16 protein-coding genes are annotated in these 23,723 nt (G+C 71.9%); 5 read left to right on the top strand and 11 right to left on the bottom strand.

Features of this window, described 5'->3' with window-relative positions; translation table 11 throughout:
- Positions 1 to 67: 67 nt before the first annotated feature.
- Positions 68 to 2,989 (bottom strand): glycoside hydrolase family 48 protein, encoded by a 2,922-nt coding sequence (locus R2E43_RS05695; RefSeq protein WP_030863230.1) that lies wholly within the window; start codon positions 2,987 to 2,989, stop codon positions 68 to 70.
- Positions 2,990 to 3,508: 519 nt separating this feature from the next.
- Here R2E43_RS05695 and R2E43_RS05690 point away from each other — a divergent pair.
- The 3 genes from R2E43_RS05690 to R2E43_RS05680 all read left to right on the top strand — a co-directional run bounded on the left by R2E43_RS05690 (position 3,509) and on the right by R2E43_RS05680 (position 7,138).
- Positions 3,509 to 5,248, top strand: a complete 1,740-nt coding sequence (locus R2E43_RS05690) for a cellulose 1,4-beta-cellobiosidase (protein ID WP_011031002.1) — start codon at positions 3,509 to 3,511, stop codon at positions 5,246 to 5,248.
- Positions 5,249 to 5,407: 159 nt separating this feature from the next.
- Positions 5,408 to 6,352 carry a class I SAM-dependent methyltransferase gene (locus tag R2E43_RS05685; protein ID WP_003972431.1) on the top strand — a complete coding sequence of 315 codons (945 nt, stop codon included), beginning with the start codon at positions 5,408 to 5,410 and terminating at the stop codon, positions 6,350 to 6,352.
- An 84-nt stretch (positions 6,353 to 6,436) separates the two neighbouring features.
- Positions 6,437 to 7,138, top strand: a complete 702-nt coding sequence (locus R2E43_RS05680; protein ID WP_003972430.1) for an SDR family oxidoreductase — start codon at positions 6,437 to 6,439, stop codon at positions 7,136 to 7,138.
- Between the two features lie 57 nt (positions 7,139 to 7,195).
- On the opposite strand, the gene R2E43_RS05675 is transcribed toward R2E43_RS05680, so the two are convergent.
- The 3 genes from R2E43_RS05675 to R2E43_RS05665 form a co-directional block, all read right to left on the bottom strand.
- The gene (locus R2E43_RS05675; RefSeq protein ID WP_003972429.1) at positions 7,196 to 8,029 is read right to left on the bottom strand and encodes an aldo/keto reductase; all 834 of its coding nucleotides are present in this window, start codon (positions 8,027 to 8,029) and stop codon (positions 7,196 to 7,198) included.
- 83 nt (positions 8,030 to 8,112) lie between these two features.
- Positions 8,113 to 9,939, bottom strand: a complete 1,827-nt coding sequence (locus R2E43_RS05670) for an AMP-dependent synthetase/ligase (protein WP_003972428.1) — start codon at positions 9,937 to 9,939, stop codon at positions 8,113 to 8,115.
- Between the two features lie 228 nt (positions 9,940 to 10,167).
- A complete protein-coding gene (locus R2E43_RS05665) occupies positions 10,168 to 11,682 on the bottom strand; it encodes an MFS transporter (protein WP_003972427.1) in 1,515 nt (504 codons plus the stop codon).
- Positions 11,683 to 11,797: 115 nt separating this feature from the next.
- Between R2E43_RS05665 and R2E43_RS05660 the strand changes: the two genes are divergently transcribed.
- Positions 11,798 to 12,781 carry an Lrp/AsnC family transcriptional regulator gene (locus tag R2E43_RS05660; protein ID WP_011031004.1) on the top strand — a complete coding sequence of 328 codons (984 nt, stop codon included), beginning with the start codon at positions 11,798 to 11,800 and terminating at the stop codon, positions 12,779 to 12,781.
- Here the strand turns inward: R2E43_RS05660 and R2E43_RS05655 are convergent.
- Positions 12,763 to 13,641: a LysR substrate-binding domain-containing protein gene (locus R2E43_RS05655; protein WP_003972425.1), complete on the bottom strand. Its 879-nt coding sequence runs from the start codon at positions 13,639 to 13,641 to the stop codon at positions 12,763 to 12,765. The genes R2E43_RS05660 and R2E43_RS05655 overlap by 19 nt on opposite strands.
- 152 nt (positions 13,642 to 13,793) lie before the next feature.
- Here R2E43_RS05655 and R2E43_RS05650 point away from each other — a divergent pair, with 152 nt between their 5' ends.
- Positions 13,794 to 14,831 (top strand): bile acid:sodium symporter family protein, encoded by a 1,038-nt coding sequence (locus tag R2E43_RS05650; protein ID WP_319216608.1) that lies wholly within the window; start codon positions 13,794 to 13,796, stop codon positions 14,829 to 14,831.
- 26 nt (positions 14,832 to 14,857) lie between these two features.
- On the opposite strand, the gene R2E43_RS05645 is transcribed toward R2E43_RS05650, so the two are convergent.
- The 6 genes from R2E43_RS05645 to R2E43_RS05620 form a co-directional block, all read right to left on the bottom strand.
- Positions 14,858 to 16,804: an exo-alpha-sialidase gene (locus R2E43_RS05645; RefSeq protein ID WP_319127306.1), complete on the bottom strand. Its 1,947-nt coding sequence runs from the start codon at positions 16,802 to 16,804 to the stop codon at positions 14,858 to 14,860.
- 194 nt (positions 16,805 to 16,998) lie between these two features.
- Positions 16,999 to 17,847, bottom strand: a complete 849-nt coding sequence (fdhD, locus tag R2E43_RS05640; RefSeq protein ID WP_003972422.1) for a formate dehydrogenase accessory sulfurtransferase FdhD — start codon at positions 17,845 to 17,847, stop codon at positions 16,999 to 17,001.
- 32 nt (positions 17,848 to 17,879) lie between these two features.
- Positions 17,880 to 18,740, bottom strand: coding sequence for a 2Fe-2S iron-sulfur cluster-binding protein (locus tag R2E43_RS05635; protein WP_003972421.1), 861 nt, complete (start codon positions 18,738 to 18,740; stop codon positions 17,880 to 17,882).
- A complete protein-coding gene (locus R2E43_RS05630) occupies positions 18,737 to 20,728 on the bottom strand; it encodes an NAD(P)H-dependent oxidoreductase subunit E (RefSeq protein WP_016327774.1) in 1,992 nt (663 codons plus the stop codon). The genes R2E43_RS05635 and R2E43_RS05630 overlap by 4 nt, the downstream gene beginning before the upstream one ends.
- Positions 20,709 to 22,637, bottom strand: coding sequence for a molybdopterin oxidoreductase family protein (locus R2E43_RS05625; RefSeq protein WP_332055968.1), 1,929 nt, complete (start codon positions 22,635 to 22,637; stop codon positions 20,709 to 20,711). Before R2E43_RS05625 ends, R2E43_RS05630 begins: the two co-directional genes overlap by 20 nt.
- Positions 22,634 to 23,605: a 2-dehydropantoate 2-reductase gene (locus R2E43_RS05620; protein WP_003972417.1), complete on the bottom strand. Its 972-nt coding sequence runs from the start codon at positions 23,603 to 23,605 to the stop codon at positions 22,634 to 22,636. Before R2E43_RS05620 ends, R2E43_RS05625 begins: the two co-directional genes overlap by 4 nt.
- Positions 23,606 to 23,723: the final 118 nt, after the last annotated feature.

Below are 23,723 nucleotides of genomic sequence, written 5' to 3'. Positions count from 1 at the left end.
AGCGCGACCAGCCGCCCACGCCCCGCAGCCGAAGCACCCACCCACCCCGCGGAGCGCCCCGCGGGGGCTATTCCAGTAGCTCCGCGTACGAACCCATGGCGAGGGCTATGTCCGCCTGGGCCCAGAACCGGTGGTACGTGAACGTGGGCGCGGCACCGCCTCGGAGATAGCTCTCGATCTTCGACCAGGCCGGGTCGTCCTGGTAGAAGGAGCGGATCGAGGCGAAGGTCGACGACGCGTCGACCGTGTCGCCGTTCGGCATGGTGCCGCTCCAGCCGCTCGGGACGTAGATCCCGTCGTCGAACCGGTTGTAGTCGGCGCGGGTCTCCGGGACGGCGATGCCGAGCGCGTCCTGGTTGTTCTCCCACATGCCGTCGAGCAGCGCCTTGGCGGTCGAGGCCGCCTCGGTGTCGCCCGAGCGGTCGGCGTAGTACGTCAGGGTCTTGGCGTACGCCGCCGCCACACCGACGTCGTTGGTGTAGTCCGCCACCTCGACGTGCAGGTCGCCGTTGGCACCCGGCGACGAGGCGTTCCAGGTGTCGGGCTGCCCCGACCACTGGAGCGTCGAGGGGATCCGGAACGTGCCGTCCGGGTTGACGGTCGTCTCCGACAGCGCCCAGTCGACCCACTTGTCCAGGACCGCCTTGGCACCGGCGTCACCGCTCTGCTGGTAGTACTCGGCGACCCGCTCCATCGACCACGCCTGGAAGCCGAACCACTGGTTGGACGGCGGGTCGTGGTACACCGGCTTCTCGTCGTAGTACATGCCGTAGAAGGTCGGCGTACCGGCCGGCGGCGTCGCGTACCGGCCCGCCCAGCTGTTGGTCGCGCCGCCCGCGATGGCACCCTCGTCGGACTGCAGCCAGCGGTAGAACTCCACCTGCCGGTCCAGCGACTTGGCCCAGTCGGACTGGCCCGTCGCCGACTTCGGCTTCAGGTCGGCGTCGGTGCTCAGCGCGTACGCGGCCAGCGGGTTCTGGTAGCCGCCGTGGGTGTGGCTGGAGCCGATGCGCCAGGCCCAGCCCGCCGAGGTGTCCACCGCGCCGCCCCAGGCGTAGTACCAGGACAGCAGGTAGTGCGAGGAGTCCTTGCCGGTCCCGGCCGGGCAGGCCGACGGCCCGACGCAGTTGCCGACCTTCTTGAAGTACTTGTCGAACATGGCGTAGCGCAGGTAGTCGCCCATCTTCGCGGCCTTGTCCAGGGTCGCGGAGATCTCGTCGCTCTTGCCCTGCTCCCCGGCCCAGATGTCCGCCCAGTACGCGGCCTGCACGGCGCGCGCGTCGGCGTCCGGGGCGTTGGTGAACTTCCACTGCTTGGCGTAGGAGGCGTCACCGGTGAACAGGTCCAGGTAGCCGTTCTTGCCGCCGTACTTGAAGGCGTCGCAGGTCGGCTGCGGCACCGTCTCCCACACCGACTCCTGCGCACCGCGCTGGAAGGTGTTGATGTAGGACGGACCGGTGTCGGAGGGGCCCGCCTCGCACTTGCCGGGCGAGTTGCCGTAGCCGTAGGTGTTGTCGACGTCCTGGAGCCAGTGCATGCCGTACACGTCGTCCGTGCCGTACGCCGACTTCAGCTCACCGGCGATCGGGTCGGAGCCCACCGACACGGTGCCGTCCAGCGGCGCCGGGTACTCGTTCGGCGTGTCCAGCTCGGGCGCGTAGGTGGCCGGCTTGGAGGCGTTGTAGGAGGAGTTGGTCGGCTGGTCGGCGTGGGTGGGGATCATGTACGTCTCCATGATCTCCCAGGCGTTGTTGAACTTCGACCAGTCGCCGGTCACCTTGCCGTACATGGCCTGGAGCCACAGCAGATAGCTGTACGCCTCCGACGTGGTCTCGTGGCCGTGGTCGGGCGCCTCGACGATGAGGGTCTCCACCGAGTGGTAGGGGATGCCCTCCGGTGAGAAGTAGCCGTTCGCCGGGTCGGTGATCTTGCCGTACAGCTCCAGGAAGCGGGCGTCGTAGTCCTTCGCCGCCGCCAGCTGGGTCACGGTGACCGCGGCCTTGCCGTGGCCCGGGGCCGTCGACTCGAAGACCGCCGAGCCGCTGCCGGAGGCGTCCGCCGAGACGGTCACCCGCTGGGCGGTGTCCCAGTTCGACGGGGTGAAGGTGAGGCTCGCGCCGCCGGTCAGGGTCAGGCCCGTGTTGCCGCTCGCGCGGGAGGTCGTGACGGTCACGTTCGCCGTCGGCTGCTCCGACAGCTTGACCTCGTACGTCCCCGACTCGCCCTGCTGGACACCCAGTTGACTTGGAGAAGCGACCACGGTCGGTCCCGCGGCCACCGTGACGCCGACCGGGGTCGAGTCCGCGGAGGCACCCATGCTGTCGTAGGCCTTCGCCACCAGAGAATGACTGCCCACGGTCAAACCGGAGGCGGAGTACGTGTAGGGCGAGCTGGTGTCGGTGCCCAGCAGGGTGGCGTCGTCGTAGAACTCCACCTTGCTGATCGTGGCGCCGTCGGCGGCGGCCGCCGTCGCCGCCAGCGGAACCGCCTCGCCCCGCGAGTACACGGCGCCCGCCTCGGGGCTGGTCAGCACGGTGATCGGCGGCTGGTGCGCGCCCACGCACGAGGTGCCGTTGACCGCGAAGTTCGCCGGCGCGGCGTTGCTGCCGCTGTAGGTGAACTGCCCGCCGGTGGAGACGGCGGCCCCGGCGGCGATCCGCGCGTTGTACGACGCGTTCTTCACGGTGACGTCCGGCCCGGACTGGGACCAGGTTCCGTTCCAGCCGTTCGTGAGCTTCTGGTTGCCCGCGTAGGAGTAGGTCAGCGTCCAGCCGTCGATGGCGTCGGTGCCGTGGTTGGTCAGCGTCAGCTCCGCGGTGAAGCCGGCGCCCCAGTCGTTGGTCTTGTAGTCGACGCTGCACTGAAGTGCGGCCGCCTGGGCCGGAGTTGAACCTGTGCCCAGCATCGTGAGGGGGAGTGCGAGCGCCGCCAGCGCGGCGGTCCACCAGCGCCGCGCGGTGCGGCGTCCGGGTCTGTGTCCTGAGTGCATGGTGCTGGTTCCTCCTTGCGGCTCGGGGAGGGGTGGGGGAGGAGCAACAAGCCTTGAACCAGTGGGAGCGCTCCCATAGTGGAGAGGGTGCCTGGTGCGGTCAAGATGTGTGAACAGTCGAAAAGATTCGACAGACGCGACGGGGAGAAAGTCGGTAACTCCTCTGTTCTTTGCCGTCACTTGGCGCTACCTTCGCTGCACCAGTGGGAGCGGTTCCATCAGTCGACGCGTCCGTCACGGCGCGCCCGAACTGCAAGGAGTCGCTCATGCGCCACCCCCCGTTCCACCCCCCGCGTTCAGGACTTTTAGCCGTTGCCGCAGCCGTGGCCGCTACGCGTCCGACGCCTCGCCGGCCCGTGTGCCGGATCGCTCACCCCTCGGGCCGTTCCACCGTGCCCGCGGGCCGTTCCTGACCTCCGATCACGACGGCACCCCCATGCCGATCGGCAGCGGGCCGCACCGGCACGGGCGCGGCCCGGGACGACAGCAGCACCCCCACGAAAGAAGGAACCCGCACTCATGACCCGTACCAGAACCGCGATGCTCGCCGCCCTCACCCTGGTCGCCGGCGCCTCGGGCACGGCACTGGCCGCCCACTCGGCGAGCGCCGGGGCCGCGGCCGCCGCCTGCACCGTCGACTACCAGGTGCAGAACGACTGGGGAAGCGGATTCACCGCTGCCGTGACCGTCACCAACAACGGTGCCGCCACGTCCAGCTGGTCGCTGGGATGGACCTACGCAGGCAGCCAGAAGGTCACCAACAGCTGGAACGCGAAGGTCACGCAGAGCGGTGCCGCCGTCACCGCGGCCAACGAGTCCTACAACGGCACCCTGTCCACGGGCGGTTCGGCGAGCTTCGGCTTCCAGGGCACCTACAGCGGCAGCAACGCGATCCCGGCCACCTTCACCCTCAACGGTGTGACCTGCAACGTCGACGGTGGGACCGACCCGACCGACCCGCCCACCGACCCGACCGACCCGCCGACCGACCCCACCGGCCCGGGCGACCGGGTGGACAACCCCTACGACGGCGCCCAGGTCTACGTGAACCCCGAGTGGTCCGCCAACGCCGCCGCCGAACCCGGCGGCGACCGCATCGCCGACGAGCCGACCGGTGTGTGGCTCGACCGGATCGCCGCCATCGAGGGCGCGAACGGCGGCATGGGTCTGCGCGACCACCTGGACGCGGCGCTGGAGCAGAAGGGCTCCGGCGAGATGGTGGTCCAGCTGGTCATCTACAACCTGCCGGGACGCGACTGCTCCGCCCTCGCTTCCAACGGCGAGCTGGGCCCGACCGAGATCGACCGCTACAAGACCGAGTACATCGACCCGATCGCCGAGATCCTCTCCGACTCGAAGTACGCGGACCTCCGGATCGTCACCACGGTCGAGATCGACTCGCTGCCCAACCTGGTCACCAACGTCTCCGGGCGGCCGACCGCCACGGAGAACTGCGACGTGATGAAGGCCAACGGCAACTACCAGAAGGGTGTCGGCTACGCCCTGAACAGGCTCGGCGCCGTCGGCAACGTCTACAACTACGTCGACGCGGGCCACCACGGCTGGCTCGGCTGGGACAGCAACTTCGGCCCCTCCGCCGAGATCTTCAAGACGGCCGCCACCACCGAGGGCGCGACCCTCGACGACGTGCACGGCTTCATCGTCAACACCGCCAACTACAGCGCCCTGAAGGAGGAGAACTTCAAGATCACGGACTCGGTGAACGGGACCTCCGTGCGCCAGTCCGACTGGGTGGACTGGAACCAGTACACCGACGAGCTGTCCTACGCCCAGGCCATGCGCGACAAGCTGGTCTCGCTCGGCTTCGACCAGAACCTCGGCATGCTGATCGACACCTCCCGCAACGGCTGGGGCGGCGCCGACCGGCCCACCGGACCGGGCGCGACGACCGACGTGAACACCTACGTGAACGGCGGGCGCTACGACCGCCGCATCCACCTCGGCAACTGGTGCAACCAGTCCGGAGCAGGTCTCGGCGAGCGTCCGCAGGCCAGCCCGGCCGCCGGGATCGACGCGTACGTGTGGATGAAGCCCCCGGGCGAGTCCGACGGCTCCAGCAAGCTGATCGACAACCCGGACGGCAAGGGCTTCGACCGGATGTGCGACCCCACCTACACGGGCAACGAGCGCAACGGCAACAGCATGTCGGGCGCCCTGCCCGACGCCCCGATCTCGGGGGCCTGGTTCTCCGCGCAGTTCCAGGAGCTGATGAAGAACGCCTACCCGCCCCTGTCGTGAGCGGGTTCCCGCGCATGCCGCGCGGGTGAGCCGCCGGGGTCCGGTCCTTGCGGGCCGGGCCCCGGCGGCCTCCTCTTTTTTGCGGGAGCGGCAACACCGGTTGCACCGGGCCGGTGCGTCGTCGCACGCTGGCGGCACCGCGAACGGGAGGCTACCGGCATGGCGCACGACCACCACCACGACACACACGGCCCCGCCCACCAGCAGGGGCACGGGCACGGACAGGGACACGGACACGGGCACGGGCACACGCACGACCACGCCGACATCGACTGGGCCGAGATGGCCCCGCACCTGGAGGCGCAGGCCGAGCTGTACACGCCGTTGTACCGGCAGGCCCTGACCTGGCTGGCCGGGGAAGTGACCGAGCCCGGCCTGGTCGTCGACGTCGGCAGCGGTCCCGGCGTCGTCTCCTGCCTGTTCGCCGACACCTTCCCCGGCGCCCGCGTCGTCGCCGCCGACGGCGCCGCACCGCTGCTCGAACGGGCCCGCGCCCGCGCCGAGCGGCTCGGGTTCGGCGACCGCTTCGGCACCCTCGCCGGGGACCTGCCCGGCGCACTGGCCGAGCTGGACTACCCCGCCGACCTGATGTGGGCCAGCCAGAGCCTGCACCACCTCCCCGACCAGCGCGCCGCCCTCGCCGCTCTCGGCGGGCACCTCGCGCCCGGCGGCACCCTGGCGATCCTGGAGGGCGGACTGCCCGCCCGGTTCCTGCCCCGCGACATCGGGACCGGGCGCCCCGGGCTCCAGGCCAGGATCCGCGCCGTGGAGGAGGACGCGTTCGCCGAGATGCGCGCGGACCTGCCGGACTCCGTGGCCGAGGCCGAGGACTGGCCCGCGATGCTGACGGCCGCCGGACTGAAGCACACCGGCACCCGCAGCTTCCTGCTCGACCTGCCCGCGCCCCTCTCCGACGCGGGCCGCGACTACGTCACCACGTCACTGTCCCGGCTGCGCGAGCGGATCGGCGAGCGCCTCGACGCCGAGGACCGCGCCACCCTGGACCGGCTGCTCGACCCCGCCGACGAGGCGGGCGTGCACCGCCGCCAGGACCTGTTCGTCCTGGTGGCGCACACCGTCTACACGGCGGTACGGCCGGTCTGAGGCCGGCCCTTGACTTCGAGAGCGCTCCAAGTGATGGACTCCCCGCTGTCCGTGAGAGAAGCAGGTACAGACACAGGGGGACTCATGACCGACGCACCGGTCACACTCATCACCGGCGGCGGCAGCGGCATCGGAGCCGCCGTCGCCCGGCGACTGCTGGACGCCGGGCAGCGGGTTGCCGTCACGGGACGCGGGGAGGAGAGGCTGCGGGCGTTCAGCGCGGAGCTGGGCGACCCGGCGGGTCTGCTGACGCTCCGGGGAAGCGCCGCCGAGCACACCCAGGTGGTCTCCGCGGTCGAGGCCACGCTCAAGGAGTTCGGCCGTATCGACACGGTCGTCGCCAACGCCGGTTTCGCCACCCACGACTCGGTCGCCGAGGGCGACCCCGCGGGCTGGACCGAGATGGTGCTGACCAACGTACTGGGCCCGGCCCTGCTGATCAGGGCCTCCATCGACGCGCTCAAGGCGACCCGCGGACGGATCGTGCTGGTGGGCAGCGTCGCGGGCTTCGTGAACACCCCGGGCAACATCTACGGCGCCACCAAGTGGGCGGTGACCGGGCTCGCCGAGAACACCCGGCGCGAGGTGACGCAGTGGGGCGTGGGCGTGACCCTGATCGCGCCCGGCCGGGTGGAGACCCCCTTCTGGGACGGCACCGGCGGACTGCCGCCCGGCGAGCTGCTCACCGCCGGCCAGATCGCCGACTCGGTCGTCTGGGCCATGACCCAGCCCGCCGGGGTCGACGTCAACACCGTGGTCGTACGGCCGCTGGGGCAGCCCAACTGAAGACGGACGGAGGGCCCGGCCACGCACGTGGCCGGGCCCTCCGTCCGTCCGCACCGCTCAGGAGTTGACGTCCGCCGGGTCCGAGCCCAGCCGACGGTCCTCGTTCAGCGCGCTGATCGCCGCGAGGTCCTCGGTGTCCAGGGAGAAGCCGAACACGTCGATGTTCTCCTTGATCCGGGACGGCGTCACGGACTTCGGGATCACCACGTTGCCCAGCTGGAGGTGCCAGCGCAGCACGACCTGGGCCGGGGTGCGCCCGTGCTTCTGGGCGATCGCGACGATCGCCGGGATGTCCAGGATGCCCTTGCCGGAGCCGAGCGGGGACCAGGCCTCGGTGGCGATGCCCTGCTCCGCGTGCACCTCGCGGGCGGCGTGCTGCTGGAGGTGCGGGTGCAGCTCGATCTGGTTGACTGCCGGGATCACCGAGGTCTCGGCGGTCAGCCGCTCCAGGTGCTCAGGCAGGAAGTTCGACACGCCGATGGCGCGGACCCGCCCGTCGGCCAGCAGCTTCTCGAACGCCTTGTAGGTGTCGACGTACCTCTCCTTGGCCGGCATGGGCCAGTGGATCAGGTAGAGGTCGAGGTACTCGAGGCCGAGCTTCGCCATCGAGGTGTCGAAGGCGCGGAGGGTGGAGTCGTACCCCTGGTCGCTGTTCCAGAGCTTGGTGGTGACGAAGAGGTCCTCGCGGGCCAGGCCGGAGGCGGCGATCGCCCTGCCGGTGCCCTCTTCATTGCCGTAGATCGCCGCTGTGTCGATGCTGCGGTACCCGGCCTCCAGGGCCAGGGCGACGGCGGTCTGCGCCTCGTCGTCCGGCACCTGCCAGACGCCGAAGCCCAGCTGGGGCATCTCGACGCCGTTGTTCAGGATGATCGGGGGGACCTTGCTGCTCACGAGCTCTTGATCCTTCGGTTGTGGTCAGGTGGTACTCATATCGTCAACGATCACGAGCCCGGACGCATTCCTGACCGTGGAACTCACGCTGTGTAAAGCGCCTCGACCTCGGTGCCGTAGGCGTTCTCGATGGCCTTGCGCTTCAGCTTCAGCGAGGGGGTCAGCAGCCCGTGCTCCTCGGTGAACGGCTGGGCGAGGATGCGGAAGGTGCGGATCGACTCGGCCTGGGACACCAGCGTGTTGGCCGCGACGACCGCGCGCCGCACCTCCGTCTCCAGGTCGGCGTCGTGCACCAGGTCGGCCGGGGACATCCGCGGCTTGTTGCGCATCGTCAGCCAGTGCTCGACCGCCTCCTGGTCGAGGGTGATGAGGGCGGCGACGTAGGGGCGGTCGTTGCCGACGACGATGCACTGGTTGACCAGCGGATGGTCGCGCACCCGCTCCTCGAGGAGTCCCGGGGAGACGCTCTTGCCGCCGGAGGTCACCAGGATCTCCTTCTTGCGGCCGGTGATGGTGAGGTAGCCGTCCTCGTCCAGGGCGCCGAGGTCGCCGGTGGCCAGCCAGCCGTCGTGCAGGGTCTCGTCGGTGGCCTTGGGGTTGTTCAGGTAGCCCTCGAAGACGTTGTCGCCGTTGAGCCAGATCTCGCCGTCGTCCGCGATGTGCACGGTCGTGCCCGGTATCGGCTGCCCGACGGTGCCGTAGCGGGTGCGCTCGGGCGGGTTGGCGGTGGCGGCCGCCGTGGACTCGGTCAGGCCGTAGCCCTCGTAGATCTGCACGCCCGCGCCCGCGAAGAACAGTCCCAGCCGCCGGTCCATCGCCGAGCCGCCCGACATGGCGTTGCGGATGCGCCCGCCCATCGCGGCCCGGACCTTGGAGTAGACGAGCTTGTCGAAGAACTGATGCTGCATGCGCAGGCCCGCCGACGGGCCGGGGCCGTCGCCCCAGGCCTTCGCCTCCACCGCCTCCGCGTACTTCACGGCCACGTCCACGGCCTTCTCGAAGGGCCCCGCCTTCCCCTCCTTCTCCGCCTTGCGCCGGGCCGCGTTGAACACCTTCTCGAAGATGTACGGCACCGCCAGGATGAAGGTCGGCCGGAAGGCGGCCAGGTCGGGCAGCAGGGCCGCGGCGTTCAGCTGCGGCTGGTGGCCGAAGCGGACCCGGCCGCGGATCGCCGCGACCTCCACCATCCGCCCGAAGACGTGCGCGAGCGGCAGGAAGAGCAGGGTCGCCGCCTCGTCGCCCCGCTTGGAGTGGAACACCGGCTCCCAGCGTTCGATGACGGTGTCCGCCTCGTACATGAAGCTGCCGTGGGTCAGGACGCAGCCCTTGGGGCGGCCGGTCGTGCCCGAGGTGTAGATGACGGTGGCGACCGACTCCGGTGTGACCGCCTTGCGGTGCCGGTGGACCACCTCGTCGTCGAGGTGCGCGCCCGCGTCGTACAGCTCCTGCACGGCTCCGGAGTCCAGCTGCCACAGACCGCGCAGGTGCGGCAGCCGGTCGATGACGGTGGCGATCGTCATGGCGTGGTCCTCGTGCTCCACGACCGCGGCCGTCACCTCGGCGTCGTAGAGCATCCACATGCACTGCTCGGCCGAGGAGGTCGGGTAGATCGGCACCACCTGGGCGCCGATCGTCCACAGGGCGAAGTCGAACAGGGTCCACTCGTAGCGGGTGCGGGACATGATGGCGACCCGGTCGCCGAAGCGGATGCCCTGGGCCAGCAGCCCCTTGGCGAGGGCCAGCACCTCGTCGCGGAAGGCACCGGCGGTGACGTCCCGCCACTGCCCGGCGTCGTCCTTGCGGCCGAGCGCGATGTGCCGCGGATCGTCCAGGGCATGCTCGAAGACGACGTCGGCCAGACCGCCCACCGGTGGTGCCAACGCCAACGGAGGACTGGTGAACTCGCGCAAACCCCGCTCCCCGCTTTTCGATCCCCGCTTTTCGATGACGCCCCCCGCACAGCGCGGTGAAAGCTACCCCACCGGGCGCGGGGACGGGAGGGGCGTCAAAATCGAACAGGGCTCAGGTTCGCGCTGGTCAGCGAGAGGAAATGCGCTCACATGGGGAGTGGTCGGACAGATTCCTGACGGTTGAGTAAGTTTCGGTGCCGTAATCTCCACCGAATCTGTACGACCCACTTACCGCCGGTACGGGGCTACCGGAGTGGCCTCTTCCTCTTCCAGCGCGGGCGGCGCGGAATCCGTCACACCGGCATTGCGGCCCCCGCGTCCGGCCCCGACCAGGACGAGTACCAGCACGCCGGCGACGGCCGCGACCGCGCCCGCGGCCACCGCGGCCGCGTTCAGCCCGGAGGCGAACGAGGCCCGCAGCGCGTGCTCGCCGAACACACCCCGCAGGGCGCCCGCCGCACCGCCCGCCAGGCCGTGCGCCGCATCGTGCGGAAGCCTGTCCTGCATCCGCGAGGTCAGCACCGTGCCGAACACGGCGATGCCGAGCGCGTACCCGAGCTGGCGGAAGGTGTTGACCGCACCCCCGGCCATGCCGGACCGCTCCGCCGGGACCGCGGCCAGCGCCGCGCCCGCGATGCCGGGCGACACCAGGCCCGTTCCCACACCCACCAGGAGCAGCCCCGGCACCAGGGCGGACGCCGTGGAGCCCGCGTCCAGGAACGCCATGCAGAACTGCCCCGCCGCGATCAGCAGCAGCCCGCCCCCGATGGTCAGCCGCGCCGGCACCCCGTGCAGCAGCCGCCCGCCCGCCGCGGCCACCACGAACGACGCCAGCGACAGCCACACGAACACCAGGCCGCCCCGCACCGGGCTCATCCCCAGCATCGTCTGGAGCCATATGGAGGTGTACGCCATCACACCGAACGCCGCCGCGTTGAAGGCCAGCCCGCCCAGCATCACGCCCGAGAACGCGGGCCGCAGGAACAGCCGCGGATCGAGCAGCGGATCGGCGACCCGGTGCTCCACCGCGACGAACGCGCCCAGCGCCACCACCGCGAGCGCGAAGGAGACGAGCGTGCCGCCCTCCGTCCACCCGTGCGACCCGGCCCGTACCGCCCCGTACGTCACCGCCCCGGCGAACGCCGCGAAGGTGGCCGTGCCCGCCCAGTCCACGCGGCGCCCGGCCGCCCCGCGGGACTCCGGCACCACGCGCAGCGTCAGCCAGACCGCCGCCACGCTCACCGGCAGGTTCACCCAGAAGATCCAGCGCCAGCCCGGACCGTCGGTGAGCAGCCCGCCCAGCACCGGGCCCACGGCCGCCGCCGCCCCGCTGACCGCGCCCCACACCCCGAGCGCCATCGACCGCCGGCGCCCCTGGTAGACCGAACCGAGCAGCGGCAGCGTGGTGGCGAACATCGCCGCCGCGCCCAGCCCCTGCAACCCGCGCGCGGCGACCAGCATGCCCGGCCCGGTGGCCAGCCCGCACAGCAGCGACGCCACCGCGAACAGCACCACGCCCGCCACGTGCACCCGGCGCCGTCCCAGGACGTCGGCCGCCGCCCCCAGTCCCAGCAGCAGCGCGGCCAGCGCCAGCGCGTAGCCGTCCATCACCCACTGCAGATCGCTCAGCGAGGCGTGCAGCCCCCGGGCCATGTCCGGCAGCGCGACCACCGCGATCGTCACGTCCAGCAGCAGCATGAACGTCCCCAGGCACACCGCCGTGAGCGGTCCCCATGTACGCATGTCGTCCTCTCTCCCGTGTCGTACGTCTTTGCGTGCCTCCGTACGATGGTTCGCTCCCGGCCGATCGCATGGGTTCATGGCGGTCATACGGCTGAACACGACAGGAAGGGCCGCCATGGAGATGGAATCCGACGCTTTCGACGAACTCGACCTGGGGCTGCTCGACGCGCTGGAAGTGAACGGCCGCGCGTCCTTCAGCCGCATCGGGGCGGTACTCGGCGTCTCCGACCAGACCGTCGCCCGCCGCTACCGCAGGCTCTGCGCCGAGGGCGGGCTGCGGGTGGTCGCCGTCCGGGACGCCGAGCGGCTCGGCCAGGACCAATGGACACTGCGGCTGCGCTGCGTGCCCGACAGTTCCGCGGCCATCGCGGACGCCCTCGCGAAGCGGCCGGACACCAACTGGATCGGGGTGGCCAGCGGCGGCACGGAGGTCATCCTCGGAACCCGACCGCGCAGCCCCGGCGCCCGCGACGACCTGCTCCTCGGCAAGTTGCCGCGCACACCGCGCGTGCTGGAGATCCACGCCCACCAGATGCTGCACCGCTTCTACGGGGGGCCGAGCGGCTGGCTCCGCAAGTTCGGCGTGCTCAGCGAGGAACAGGTGGCGGCCCTGCGCAACGAGCCGGATCCCGCCCGGCGGGGACCGGCCCGCATCGACCCCGAGGACGAGCCGTTGCTCGCCGTCCTGGAACGGAACGGTCGCGCCACCTACCCGGAACTCCAACGGGCCACCGGTCGCTCCGAGTCCGCCGTCAAGCGCCGCCTCGCCGCGCTGCTCGCCTCCGGTGCCGTCTACATCGACGTCGAGTACGACCCCGACATCCTCGGCTACCGCACCGACGCCGCCCTGTGGATCACCACCAGCCCCGCCGCCCTCCACCGGGTCGGTGAGGCCCTCGCCGCCCACGACGAGATCGCCCACGTCGCCGCCACGGCCGGGCCGTCCAACATCATCGCCACCGCCGTCGTCCGCAGCACCGCCGACCTCTACACCTACCTCAGCGGACCGCTCGGGCACCTGGAGGGCGTCCAGCACCTGGAGGCGTCCCCGCTCCTGCGCCGCGTCAAGCGGTTGACCTATCAGAGGCCCGTGCGCTGAGGCCGGTGCAGCCGGTCGCCGCCCGCCAGGATCGCCGCCGCCAGCGCGTCGGCCGCGCCCTGCGCCGAGGGGCGGCGGCCGCCGTGCACCAGTACGAAGTCGACGCCGCCCAGCTCGGGCAGCCCGGCCCGGTCCGGCACCCGTACCAGACCGGGCGGGACGAGGCCGCGCGAGTGCGCCATCACGCCCAGGCCCGCTCGGGCGGCGGCGATCAGGCCGTTGAGGCTGCCGCTGGTGCACGCGATGTGCCACGCGCGGCCCTGCCGTTGCAGGGCGTCCAGGGCGAGCGCGCGGGTGATGCCGGGCGGCGGGTAGACGATGAGCGGCACCGGGCGGTCCGGTTCCAGGCGCAGCCGCTCCGCGCCGATCCACACCAGCCGGTCGCTCCACACCGGCTCGCCCCGCGGGTCCTCGGGCCGCCGCTTGGCCAGCACCAGGTCCAGCTTCCCGGCCGCCAGCTGCTCGTGCAGCGTGCCCGACAGCTCCACCGTCAGCTCCAGGTCGACCTCGGGGTGGTCGTGCCGGAAGGCCTCCAGGATCTCCGGCAGCCGGGTCAGCACGAAGTCCTCGGACGCCCCGAACCGCAGCCGCCCGCGCAGCCGGGTGCCCGTGAAGAAGGCCGTCGCCTGCTCGTGCACCTCCAGGATCCGGCGCGCGAACCCGAGCATCGCCTCCCCGTCCTCCGTCAGCTCCACGGAGTGCGTGTCCCGGCTGAACAGCTGCCGCCCGGTGGCGTCCTCCAGCCGCCGTACGTGCTGGCTCACCGTCGACTGACGCAGCCCGAGCCGCCGGGCGGCCTGCGTGAAGCTCAGCGTCTGGGCCACCGACAGGAAGGTGCGCAGATGGGAGGGGTCGTACATGCCGCCAGCCTAGCGGCGCTCATCGGTGATCGTGATGACAGTCAGAGCGGTATGCCGGATTCCCGATCGCCGAATCGGGGAGCACGATGGAGCGGGGACCCGTGTCCCCGTCGAACCAGCAGTACGAGTGAGCAGCGAGCAAGTGGAGCACCGTGAAACGCCTGCGTTGGCCGCGTTGGATGCCGATCGACCCGTACATCCTGCTGCTGCTCGGCACCGTGGGCCTCGCGGCGCTGCTGCCGGCCCGCGGCACGGGCGCGGACGTCGCCTCCGGCGCCTCCACCGGCGCGATCGCGTTCCTCTTCTTCCTGTACGGCGCCCGGCTCTCTACCCGTGAGGCGATGGACGGCGTACGGCACTGGCGGCTCCACGTCACCGTGCTGGCCTGCACCTTCGTCGTCTTCCCGCTGCTCGGCCTCGCATCGCGCGGTCTGGTCCCGGTGTTCCTGACCGATCCCCTCTACCAGGGCCTGCTCTTCCTCACCCTGGTCCCGTCGACCATCCAGTCGTCGATCGCCTTCACCTCCATCGCCCGCGGCAACGTGCCCGCCGCCATCTGCGCCGGGTCCTTCTCCTCGCTGGTCGGCATCGTCGTCACACCGCTGCTGGCCGCCGCACTGCTGGGCGGCGGCGGGGGCGGGTTCTCCGCCGACTCGGTGGTGAAGATCGTGCTGCAACTGCTGGTGCCGTTCGTGGCCGGGCAACTGCTGCGCCGGTGGATCGGAGGCTTCGTCGCCCGGCACAAGAAGGTGCTCGGGCTCGTCGACCGCGGCTCCATCCTCCTGGTCGTCTACACCGCGTTCAGCGAGGGCATGGTCGAGGGCATCTGGCACCAGGTGAGCCCGGCACGGCTGGCCGGGCTGCTGGCCGTCCAGGCGGTGCTCCTGGCCGTGATGCTGGCCCTGACCTGGTACGGGGCGAAGGGGCTCGGCTTCGGGCGCGAGGACCGGATCGCGATCCAGTTCGCCGGGTCCAAGAAGTCCCTCGCGGCCGGACTGCCCATGGCGAGCGTCCTGTTCGGTGCCCAGGCCTCGCTGGCGGTGCTGCCGCTGATGCTCTTCCACCAGATGCAGCTGATGGTGTGCGCGGTGATCGCCAAACGCCGGTCGCGCGATCCGGAGGCGGTCGCGTCCGAGGAGTCGGCCGCCCGGGTGCGGACCGCCGTCGGCACCGGGAGCCGCTCCGGCTGAGGCCCCGCGTTCCGGCGCGGTGTCGGTCAGCCGCCCGTGTCCGTGCTGCCGCCCGTGTCCGCGGCCGCCTCGTCCACCCGGTCCAGGGGGAGGTGCAGGACGGTGCTCCGGCCGGCGGCGGGCGGGACACCGGCGGCGATCTCCGTGTCCGTCAGGGCGCTGTTCCATACCTGTACGTCGTCGACGGCGCCGGTGAAGCGGGCCCGGCCGTCCATCCGTTCGCCGATGTGCACCCCGAAGGGTGAGTTCCGGCTGACCGAGCCCGGCACGTCCGCCGCGTCGGCCGCCGCCGAACCGTCGACGAACAGCGTGAGCCGCCCCCCGCCGCGGCGCAGCGTCAGACGGTGCCATCGCCCGTCGTCGTACGCGCGGTCCGTGCGCACCCATGCCGAGCGCGGGGCCGTCGCGCCGTCGCGGGCGGTGATCAGCCCCTGCACCCGCCCGGCGTCCGGTTCGGCGCGCAGCCACACCTGGGGCTGGGTGGTGCCGATGCCGCCCATCCACAGCAGCGGCTGCTCCCCGTCGGCCGCCGAGTACCGGAACCACAGCGACGCCGTGAAGTCCCCCTCCCCGAGCGCCAGCCGCCCGTCGTAGGGCAGCCGTACGGCGTCGTCCGCGCCGTCGAACGCGAGCGCGCCGCCCACCGCGCCGTCCGTGGCCGGCGCGGCGCCGCCGAGCACGGCCGCGGGGGCGGCGTTGGCGGCGAGGTCGGGGGTGGTGGGGTCGGGGCCCCGGGGCGGAGCGAGCCGGTCCGCGGTGAGGCGGGCGAAGCGGATCTCGTCGCGGGCGTCGGTCTTCCCGCCCTCGTACAGCAGGCCCACGGTGTCGTCGTCGACCGTCACCAGGTCCGAGTAGCCGGCCCAGTCCCGGGTGACGACTGTGCCGCGGTCCGCGCTGTCCCAGGTCGCGCCGCCGTCCCGGGAGGAGCGGACCGTCATCGTCCGGCGGCGGTCGGGGTCGGCGGGCGCCGACAGCAGGATGCGGTTGCCGAGACGCAGCACCGCACCCTGCACCTGCGGGGCGTACAGGTCGGGCAGGGCCCGGAAGGGCGCCGCGAAACTGTCGCCGCCGTCCCGGCTGAGTGCCTGGGTGCGGTGGCCCGGGTCGGTGCCGTTCTCCTCCCGGCCGCTGACCAGGAGGGCGCCGTCGGCGCGTTCGGTGAGGGTCAGTTCGGAGGGCTTCTGCCGGAAGGTGCCGTCGGCGGCGACGGGCCAGGTGTCGGTGGCGCCGGTCCTCCAGTGCTCGCCGCCGTCGTCGCTGACGACGAGGGCCGCGTGGTTGGCGGTGACCCTCCCCCAGCCTCCGGCCGGTGGGACCCCCGTCTCGCTTCGCTCGCCGTCCCAGGTCTCGGCGTTGACGCCGACGACGAGCCGCCCCGGGTGGGCGCCGCCGGTGAGCTGCACGCCGTGCACGGGGCCGGTGGCGTACCAGGAGTTCCAGTCGGGCGGCAGGATCTCGGGGCTCAGGTCGCGGGGCGCGGACCAGGTGCGGCCGCCGTCGTCGCTGTGCTGGACGTGGGGCACGCGGGCGCAGGGGACCGCGCAGTCGGCGGAGTCCGTGCGGCCCGCGTTGTACGTCTCCAGCAGCAGGACGCGGCCGGTCGCGCGGTCGACGACCGGGGCCGGGTTGCCGTGGGTGTCGCCGCCGCCGTCGTTGACGACCCGCAGCGGGCCCCAGGTACGCCCACCGTCCGTCGAGCGTTTGAGGACGATGTCGATGTCACCGGCGTCCGCGCAGTCCAGGACGCGGCCCTCGGCGAAGGCGAGCAGCGTGCCGTCCGTCGTGCGCACGATCGCCGGGATGCGGAAGCAGGCGTATCCGCCGGGGTCGCGGGCAGCGTCGAAGAGCACCTGCTCCTCGAACGCGGGCGCGCGGTCGTCGGGTCGCGCGTGTGCCGGGAAGGGAGAGGACACGGCCAGCGCGCAGGACGTGGCGAGCGCGAGCCAGAAGGGACGGCGGGTTCGAGGGGGCATGGCGCGGTCTGCCCTTCGGGCGGCTGGTGGAGGGGGCCATTCGTCCGGACATGAGTACAAGAGGCGTCCGGTGTCCGCGGGGACCGCGCCGTCCCCCGCGTGTCGGACACCGACGGCCGAGGCGGGGCCCCCGGGGCGCAGGGGGCGCTCCCCGCCCGGCAGGAGCCCCGCCGCCGTGCAGCGGATGGGTGGGGTCAGCCCTGGCCGACCGCGGCCCGCAGGGCGACCCGGTCCTCACCCGCGTACACGTTCATGGAGCTGCCGCGCAGGAAGCCCACCAGGGTCAGTCCGGTCTCGGCGGCCAGGTCCACGGCCAGCGACGACGGCGCGGAGACCGCGGCCAGTACCGGGATGCCGGCCATCACGGCCTTCTGCGCCAGCTCGAAGGAGGCCCGGCCCGACACCAGCAGCACGGAACGGGACAGCGGCAGGTCCGCGTTCTGCAGGGCACGCCCGACCAGCTTGTCCACCGCGTTGTGCCGGCCCACGTCCTCCCGTACGTCCACCAGCTCGCCGTCCTCGGTGAACAGCGCCGCCGCGTGCAGCCCGCCCGTGCGGTCGAAGACCCGCTGGGAGGCGCGCAACCGGTCGGGGAGGTCCGCGAGAAGTTCCGGGGTGACGCGGACCGGGGGTGTGTCGGCGATGGGCCAGCGGGCCGTCGTACGCACCGCGTCCAGGCTCGCCTTGCCGCACAGGCCGCAGGAGGAGGTGGTGTAGACGTTCCGCTCCAGCGTGATGTCGGGGATCCGCACACCGGGGGCGGTCTTCACGTCGACCACGTTGTAGGTGTTGGATCCGTCGACCGTCGCGCCCGCGCAGTACACGATGTTCTGCAGGTCGCGCTGCTCGGCGAGCACCCCCTCGCTCACCAGGAAGCCCGCCGCCAGCGCGAAGTCGTCGCCGGGAGTGCGCATGGTGATGGCGAGGGGCTTGCCGTTCAGCCGGATCTCCAGCGGTTCCTCGGCGACGAGCGTGTCCGGGCGGGTGGAGACCGCTCCGTCCCTGATGCGGATGACCTTGCGTCGTTCCGTGACTCGTCCCATGTTCGTGCCCCTTGCGCCGGTCGGTGTGCCGGTCAGTCCCGGTTCTGTACGTGCTGGTAGCCGAAGCGGCCCTTGATGCACAGGTTGCCGTGGGTCACCGGATTGTCGTGCGGAGAGGTGACCTTCACGATCTCATTGTCCTGCACATGGAGCGTGAGGTTGCAGCCCACGCCGCAGTACGCGCACACCGTCGTCGTCTCGGTCTGCCGCTCCTGGTCCCAGGTGCCCGCTGCCCGCATGTCGAACTCGGACTTGAAGGACAGGGCGCCCGTGGGGCACACCTCGATGCAGTTGCCGCAGTACACGCACGCGGAATCGGTCAGCGGGCCGTCCTGCTCGACCGAGATCCGGGCGTCGAAGCCACGGCCGGCGACGGAGATGGCGAAGCTGTTCTGCCACTGGTCGCCGCAGGCGTCCACGCACTTGTAGCAGAGGATGCACTTGCCGTAGTCGCGTACGTAGAGGTCGTTGTCGACGCGCGGTTCCTCGTCGACGCGGGCCGCGTCCGGGCCGAAGCGGTCGGGCTTCGCCTCGTACTCCTTGATCCACTGGGCGACCGAGGGGGTCGTGGACAGGTCGACCGAGGAGGCGAGGAGTTCGAGGACGACCTTGCGGCTGTGCCGGGCGCGCTCGGTGTCCGTGCGCACCACCATGCCGGGCTCCGCCTTGCGCGAGCAGGCCGGCGCGAGGGTCCTGGCGCCCTCCACGTCCACCACGCAGACCCGGCAGGCGTTCTTCGGGGCCAGCGTGTCGCCCTCGCACAGGGTCGGGACGTCCTTCCCGGCGGCCCGGCAGGCGTCGAGGATCGTGGACCCTTCGGGGACCCGGGCCTCCTGCCCGTCGAGGGTGAACTCCACCAGGCGGCGCGGCACTCCGAGCGGTATCGCGGTCATTCGTACGCCCCCAGACGGTCGATGGCGGATTCCACGGCGTTCCACGCGGTCTGCCCCAGACCGCAGATCGAGGCGTCCCGCATCGCGCGGCCCACCTCGCGGAGCAGGGCGATGTCGTCGGCCGCCGCGGCGCCCGTGCGGTCGGCGATCCGGTGCAGCGCCTCCTCCTGGCGGACGGTCCCGACCCGGCACGGCACGCACTGGCCGCACGACTCGTCGCGGAAGAACTCGGCGATCCGCAGCAGCAGGCGGGGGAGCGGGACCGTGTCGTCGAAGGCCATGACGACGCCGGAGCCCAGGGTCGTGCCCGCCTCGCGGGTGCCTTCGAAGGTGAGCGGGATGTCCAGTTCGTCGGGGCGGACGAAACCGCCGGCGGCGCCGCCGAGCAGGACCGCGCGGAGGTTGTCGCGGACCCCGGCGAGTGCGAGCAGTTCGCCGAGCGTGGCGCCGAAGGGGAGTTCGTAGACGCCGGGGCGGGCCACCGTGCCGGACACGCAGAACAGCTTGGGGCCGGTGGACGTCGGAGTGCCGATCGCGGCGTACGCCTCCGCGCCCATCGTGAGGATGGGCAGGACGTTGACCAGCGTCTCGACGTTGTTCTCCACCGTGGGTTTGCCGAACAGGCCCTTCTCGACCGGGAACGGCGGCTTGGAGCGTGGCTCGCCGCGGCGGCCCTCGATGGAGTTGAACAGGGCCGTCTCCTCGCCGCAGATGTACGCGCCCGCGCCGCGCCGGATCTCGATGTCGAAGGCGTAGCCCTGGCCGAGGACGTCGTCACCGAGGAGGCCGCGGGTGCGGGCCTGCTCGATGGCGTGGGTGAGGCGGGCGAGGGCGCGGGGGTACTCGCCGCGGAGGTAGAGATAGCCCCGGTGGGCGCCGGTCGCGTAGGCCGCGATCGTCATGGCCTCGACCAGGGCGTACGGGTCGCCCTCCATCAGGACGCGGTCCTTGAAGGTGCCCGGTTCGGACTCGTCGGCGTTGCAGACGAGGTAGTGCGGGTGGTCGGGCTGGGCGGCCGTCGCCTGCCACTTGCGGCCGGTGGGGAAGGCGGCGCCGCCGCGGCCGACCAGACCGGCGTCGGTGACCTCGCGGATGACGGCGGCGGGGCCGAGGGCGAAGGCGCGGCGCAGGGCGGTGTAGCCGCCGTGGGCGCGGTAGTCGTCCAGGGAGGTGGGGTCGGTGGTGCCGATGCGGTGGAGGAGGGTGAGGGTGGGGTCGCCGGCCTGGGGGACGGCGGCTTCGGGGGCGGGCTCGGTGGGGGCGGATTCGGGGGCGGTGGCCGCCGCGATCGCCCTGTCGGGGGTTGCGGGGGCGCATATCGCCGTCGCGTGGAGGGTGTTTCGCCCCCGCCGCCCCTTCCCTCCCCCACTCTCGGCTTCGCTCGAGCGGGAGGTGCCCCCACCGTCCCCGGGTGCTGCGCCCCCGGACCCCCCTTCGGCCTGGACGGCCTCGTCCTCAAACGCCGGACGGGCTGGAGTGTCCTCCTGCGCCGGACGGGCTGATTCGCCCGCCCGGATCACCAAAGTCGCCGGGGCACGCTCGCACAGGCCCAGGCACGGGCTGCGCTCGACCTTCACCCCGCTCTCCGGGCCGAGGCGTGACTCCACGGCCGCGCACAGCCGGCTCGCCCCCGCCGCCGTGCAGGCCAGGTCGGTGCAGACGTGCAGGACGGTGGCCGGGCGGGGGCGGACGGAGAACATGGCGTAGAAGGTGGCCACGCCGTAGGCCTCCGCCGGGGGGACGGTCAGGCGGCGGCACACGTAGTCCAGGGCGCCCTCGCTGATCCAGCCGACGCGGTCGTTGAGCGCGTGCAGGGCCGGGAGGAGCTGGTCGCGGCGGTCCCGGGCCTCCCGGCCGCCGCGGGCCCATCTGAGGTCCGCGTCGGAGCGGTCCGCGCCCTCCCAGGAGGACTCGGGCGGGCCGAGCAGGGCGTCCACGGCCGCGCGTTCCTCGTCCGTGGGCTTGCTGTCACCGAAGCGCAGGTCCACTGGCGCTCACCTTCTCGATCCGGATCGCCGAGGCCTTGAACTCCGCCGTCCCGGCGATGGGACAGTTCGCCTCGATGGTCAGCTGGTTGGTGTCCACCTCGTCGGGAAAGTGGAAGCTCATGAAGGCCAGCCCGGGGCGCAGGGCCGTGTCCACCCAGACGGGTGCGAGCAGCGAACCGCGCCGGGAGGTGACCCGGACCTCCTCGCCGACCACGACCCCGTAGCGTTCGGCGTCCTCCGGGCAGAGTTCGACGGACTCGCCGCGGCGCAGCGGGGAGGCGTAACCGCCGCTCTGCACCCCCGTGTTGTAGGAGTCGAGGCGGCGTCCCGTGGTCAGCCGGATCGGGTACTGCTCGTCGGTGAGGTCCACCGGCGGGTCGTGCCGGACGATACCGAAGGGGGCGAGACGGCCACGGGAGGCCGGGTCCTGGGCCCACAACCTGCCGTGCAGATACGTCGGTTCCAGCTCCTGCGTGCTCGGGCACGGCCACTGGATGCCCTGGTGCTCCTCCAGGCGGGCGTAGGTCATGCCGTGGTGGTCGGGGGAGAGGGAACGCAGCTCGTTCCAGACCGCCTCGGCGTCGGCGTACTTCCAGTCGTGGCCCAGGCGGGCGGCGAGGTCGCAGAGGATGTCGATGTCCTCCCGGGCCTCGCCGGGCGGGGACACGGCCCTGCGGACGCGTTGCACGCGTCGCTCGCTGTTGGTGGTGGTGCCCTCCGTCTCCGCCCAGCCCGCGGTGGCCGGGAGAACCACGTCGGCCAGCTCGGCGGTCTTGGTGAGGAAGATGTCCTGGACCACCAGGAAGTCCAGGGCGCGCAGGCGGCGTACCGCCTGTTCGGCGTCCGCCTCCGACTGCGCCGGGTTCTCGCCGATGCAGTAGACGGCGCGGAGCGTGCCCTCGTCCATCGCCTCGAACATCTCCGTCAGCGTGAGGCCGTGGTGCGGCTCGACCGCCGTGTCCCACGCCGTCTCGAACTTCCGGCGGACCTCCGGGTCCAGGACGTCCTGGAAGCCGGGGAGGCGATTGGGGATGGCGCCCATGTCGCCGCCGCCCTGCACGTTGTTCTGGCCGCGCAGGGGTTGCAGACCGGAGCCGTAGCGGCCGACGTGGCCGGTGAGCAGGGAGAGGTTGATCAGGGCGCGGACGTTGTCGGTGCCGTTGTGGTGCTCGGTGATGCCGAGGGTCCAGCACAGCTGGGCGCGCTCGGCACGGGCGTAGGCGTGCGCCAGCTCGCGGATGGCGGCGGCCGGTACGCCGGTCACCTTCTCGGCGAGGGAGAGGGTCCAGGGTTCGACCAGGGCCTTGTAGTCGTCGTAGCCCGTCGTCGCGCGTTCGATGAACGCCTCGTTGGCCAGGCCCGCGTGGATGATCTCCCGGCCGACCGCGTGTGCCAGCGGGATGTCCGTGCCGACGTTCGGTCCGAGCCAGCTCTCCGCCCACTCGGCGGTCGAGGTGCGGCGCGGGTCCACCACGTACATGCGGGCGCCGCCCCGTATGCCCTTCAGCACGTGCTGGAAGAAGATCGGGTGCGCGAAACGGGCGTTGGAGCCCCACATCACGATGACGTCGGTGTGCTCGATCTCCTCGTAGGAGGAGGTGCCGCCGCCCGAGCCGAAGGCGGCCGACAGGCCCGCCACGCTCGGTGCGTGACAAGTGCGGTTGCAGGAGTCCACGTTGTGGGTGCCCATGACCACCCGGGCGAACTTCTGGGCCACGTAGTTCATCTCGTTGGTCGCCCGCGCGCAGGAGAACATCCCGAACGCGCCGCGCGCCGCCGTCAGGCCCCGGGCCGTGCGGTCCAGTGCCTCCTCCCAGGTCGCCCGGCGCAAGGGCGCCTCGCGCGAGTCCCGGACCAGGGGGTGGGTGAGGCGGGTGTAGGTCTTGGGGGTTCGGTCGCGTTTCCTCATGCGGCGCTCCTCAGCGCGAGCAGGTCGGACAGGGCGTGCACGGTGCGCAGGGTGGGCACCGGGACCCCGGTGATCTCCGCCAGTTCGACGACGGCCGCGAGCAGGACGTCGAGTTCGAGCGGCTTGCCGCGCTCCAGGTCTTGGAGCGTGGAGGTGCGGTGGTCGCCGACCCGCTCGGCGCCCGCGAGCCGGCGTTCGATGGAGACGCCGACCTCGCAGCCGAGGGCCGCGGCGACCGCCAGCGTCTCGGTCATCATGGTTTCGATGACCTCGCGGGTGCCGCCGTGCCGGCACATCTGCCGCATGGTGGCCCGGACCAGGGCGCTGATCGGGTTGAAGGAGATGTTGCCCAGCAGCTTCAGCCAGATGTCGTTGCGCAGGTCCGGCTCGACCGGGCACTTCAGGCCGCCCGACTGCATCGCCTCGCTGAGCGCCAGACATCGCGGCGAGACCTCCCGGCCGGGCTCGCCGATCGAGAACCGGGTGCCTTCCACATGGCGTACGACGCCCGGCTGTTCCAGTTCGGTGGCCGCGTACACGACGCAGCCGACGGCCCGTTCGGGCGCGAGCACCGCACTGACCGCGCCGGCCGGGTCGACGCTCTCGAGACGGCGCCCGTCGTACGGGCCGCCGTGCCGGTGGAAGTACCACCAGGGGATGCCGTTCTGGGCGGCCACGACCGCCGTGGTCCGGTGCAGCAGCGGCTCGATCAGCGGCCCGCACGCCGCGTACGAGTTGGCCTTCAGACCCAGGAACACATAGTCGACCGGGCCGACTTCGGCCGGGTCGTCGGTGGCGCGCGGGTGCGCGGTGAAGTCGCCGCGCGGGCTGCGCACCCGTACTCCGTACTGCCTCATGGCCGCCAGATGCGGTCCACGGGCGATGAGATGCACGTCGGCGCCCGCACGGTGGAGCGCGGCGCCGACGTAGGCGCCGATCGCCCCGGCGCCGAGGACTGCGACTTTCATGGCGGGGGAGCTCCGTTCGGTCGAGGGATACCGAGGAGGAACCGAGAAGTGTCTGTCGACGAAATATTGTCTACAGTATGGAGGTTGGGGCGGCAAGGCTTTGCGCAGCAGTGGTGGT

It is taken from the genome of Streptomyces violaceoruber (assembly GCF_033406955.1).
Taxonomy (GTDB): Bacteria; Actinomycetota; Actinomycetes; order Streptomycetales; family Streptomycetaceae; genus Streptomyces; species Streptomyces violaceoruber.
Note: the sequence above shows the minus strand (reverse complement) of the source record. Positions and strands in the feature narration are given on the sequence as shown.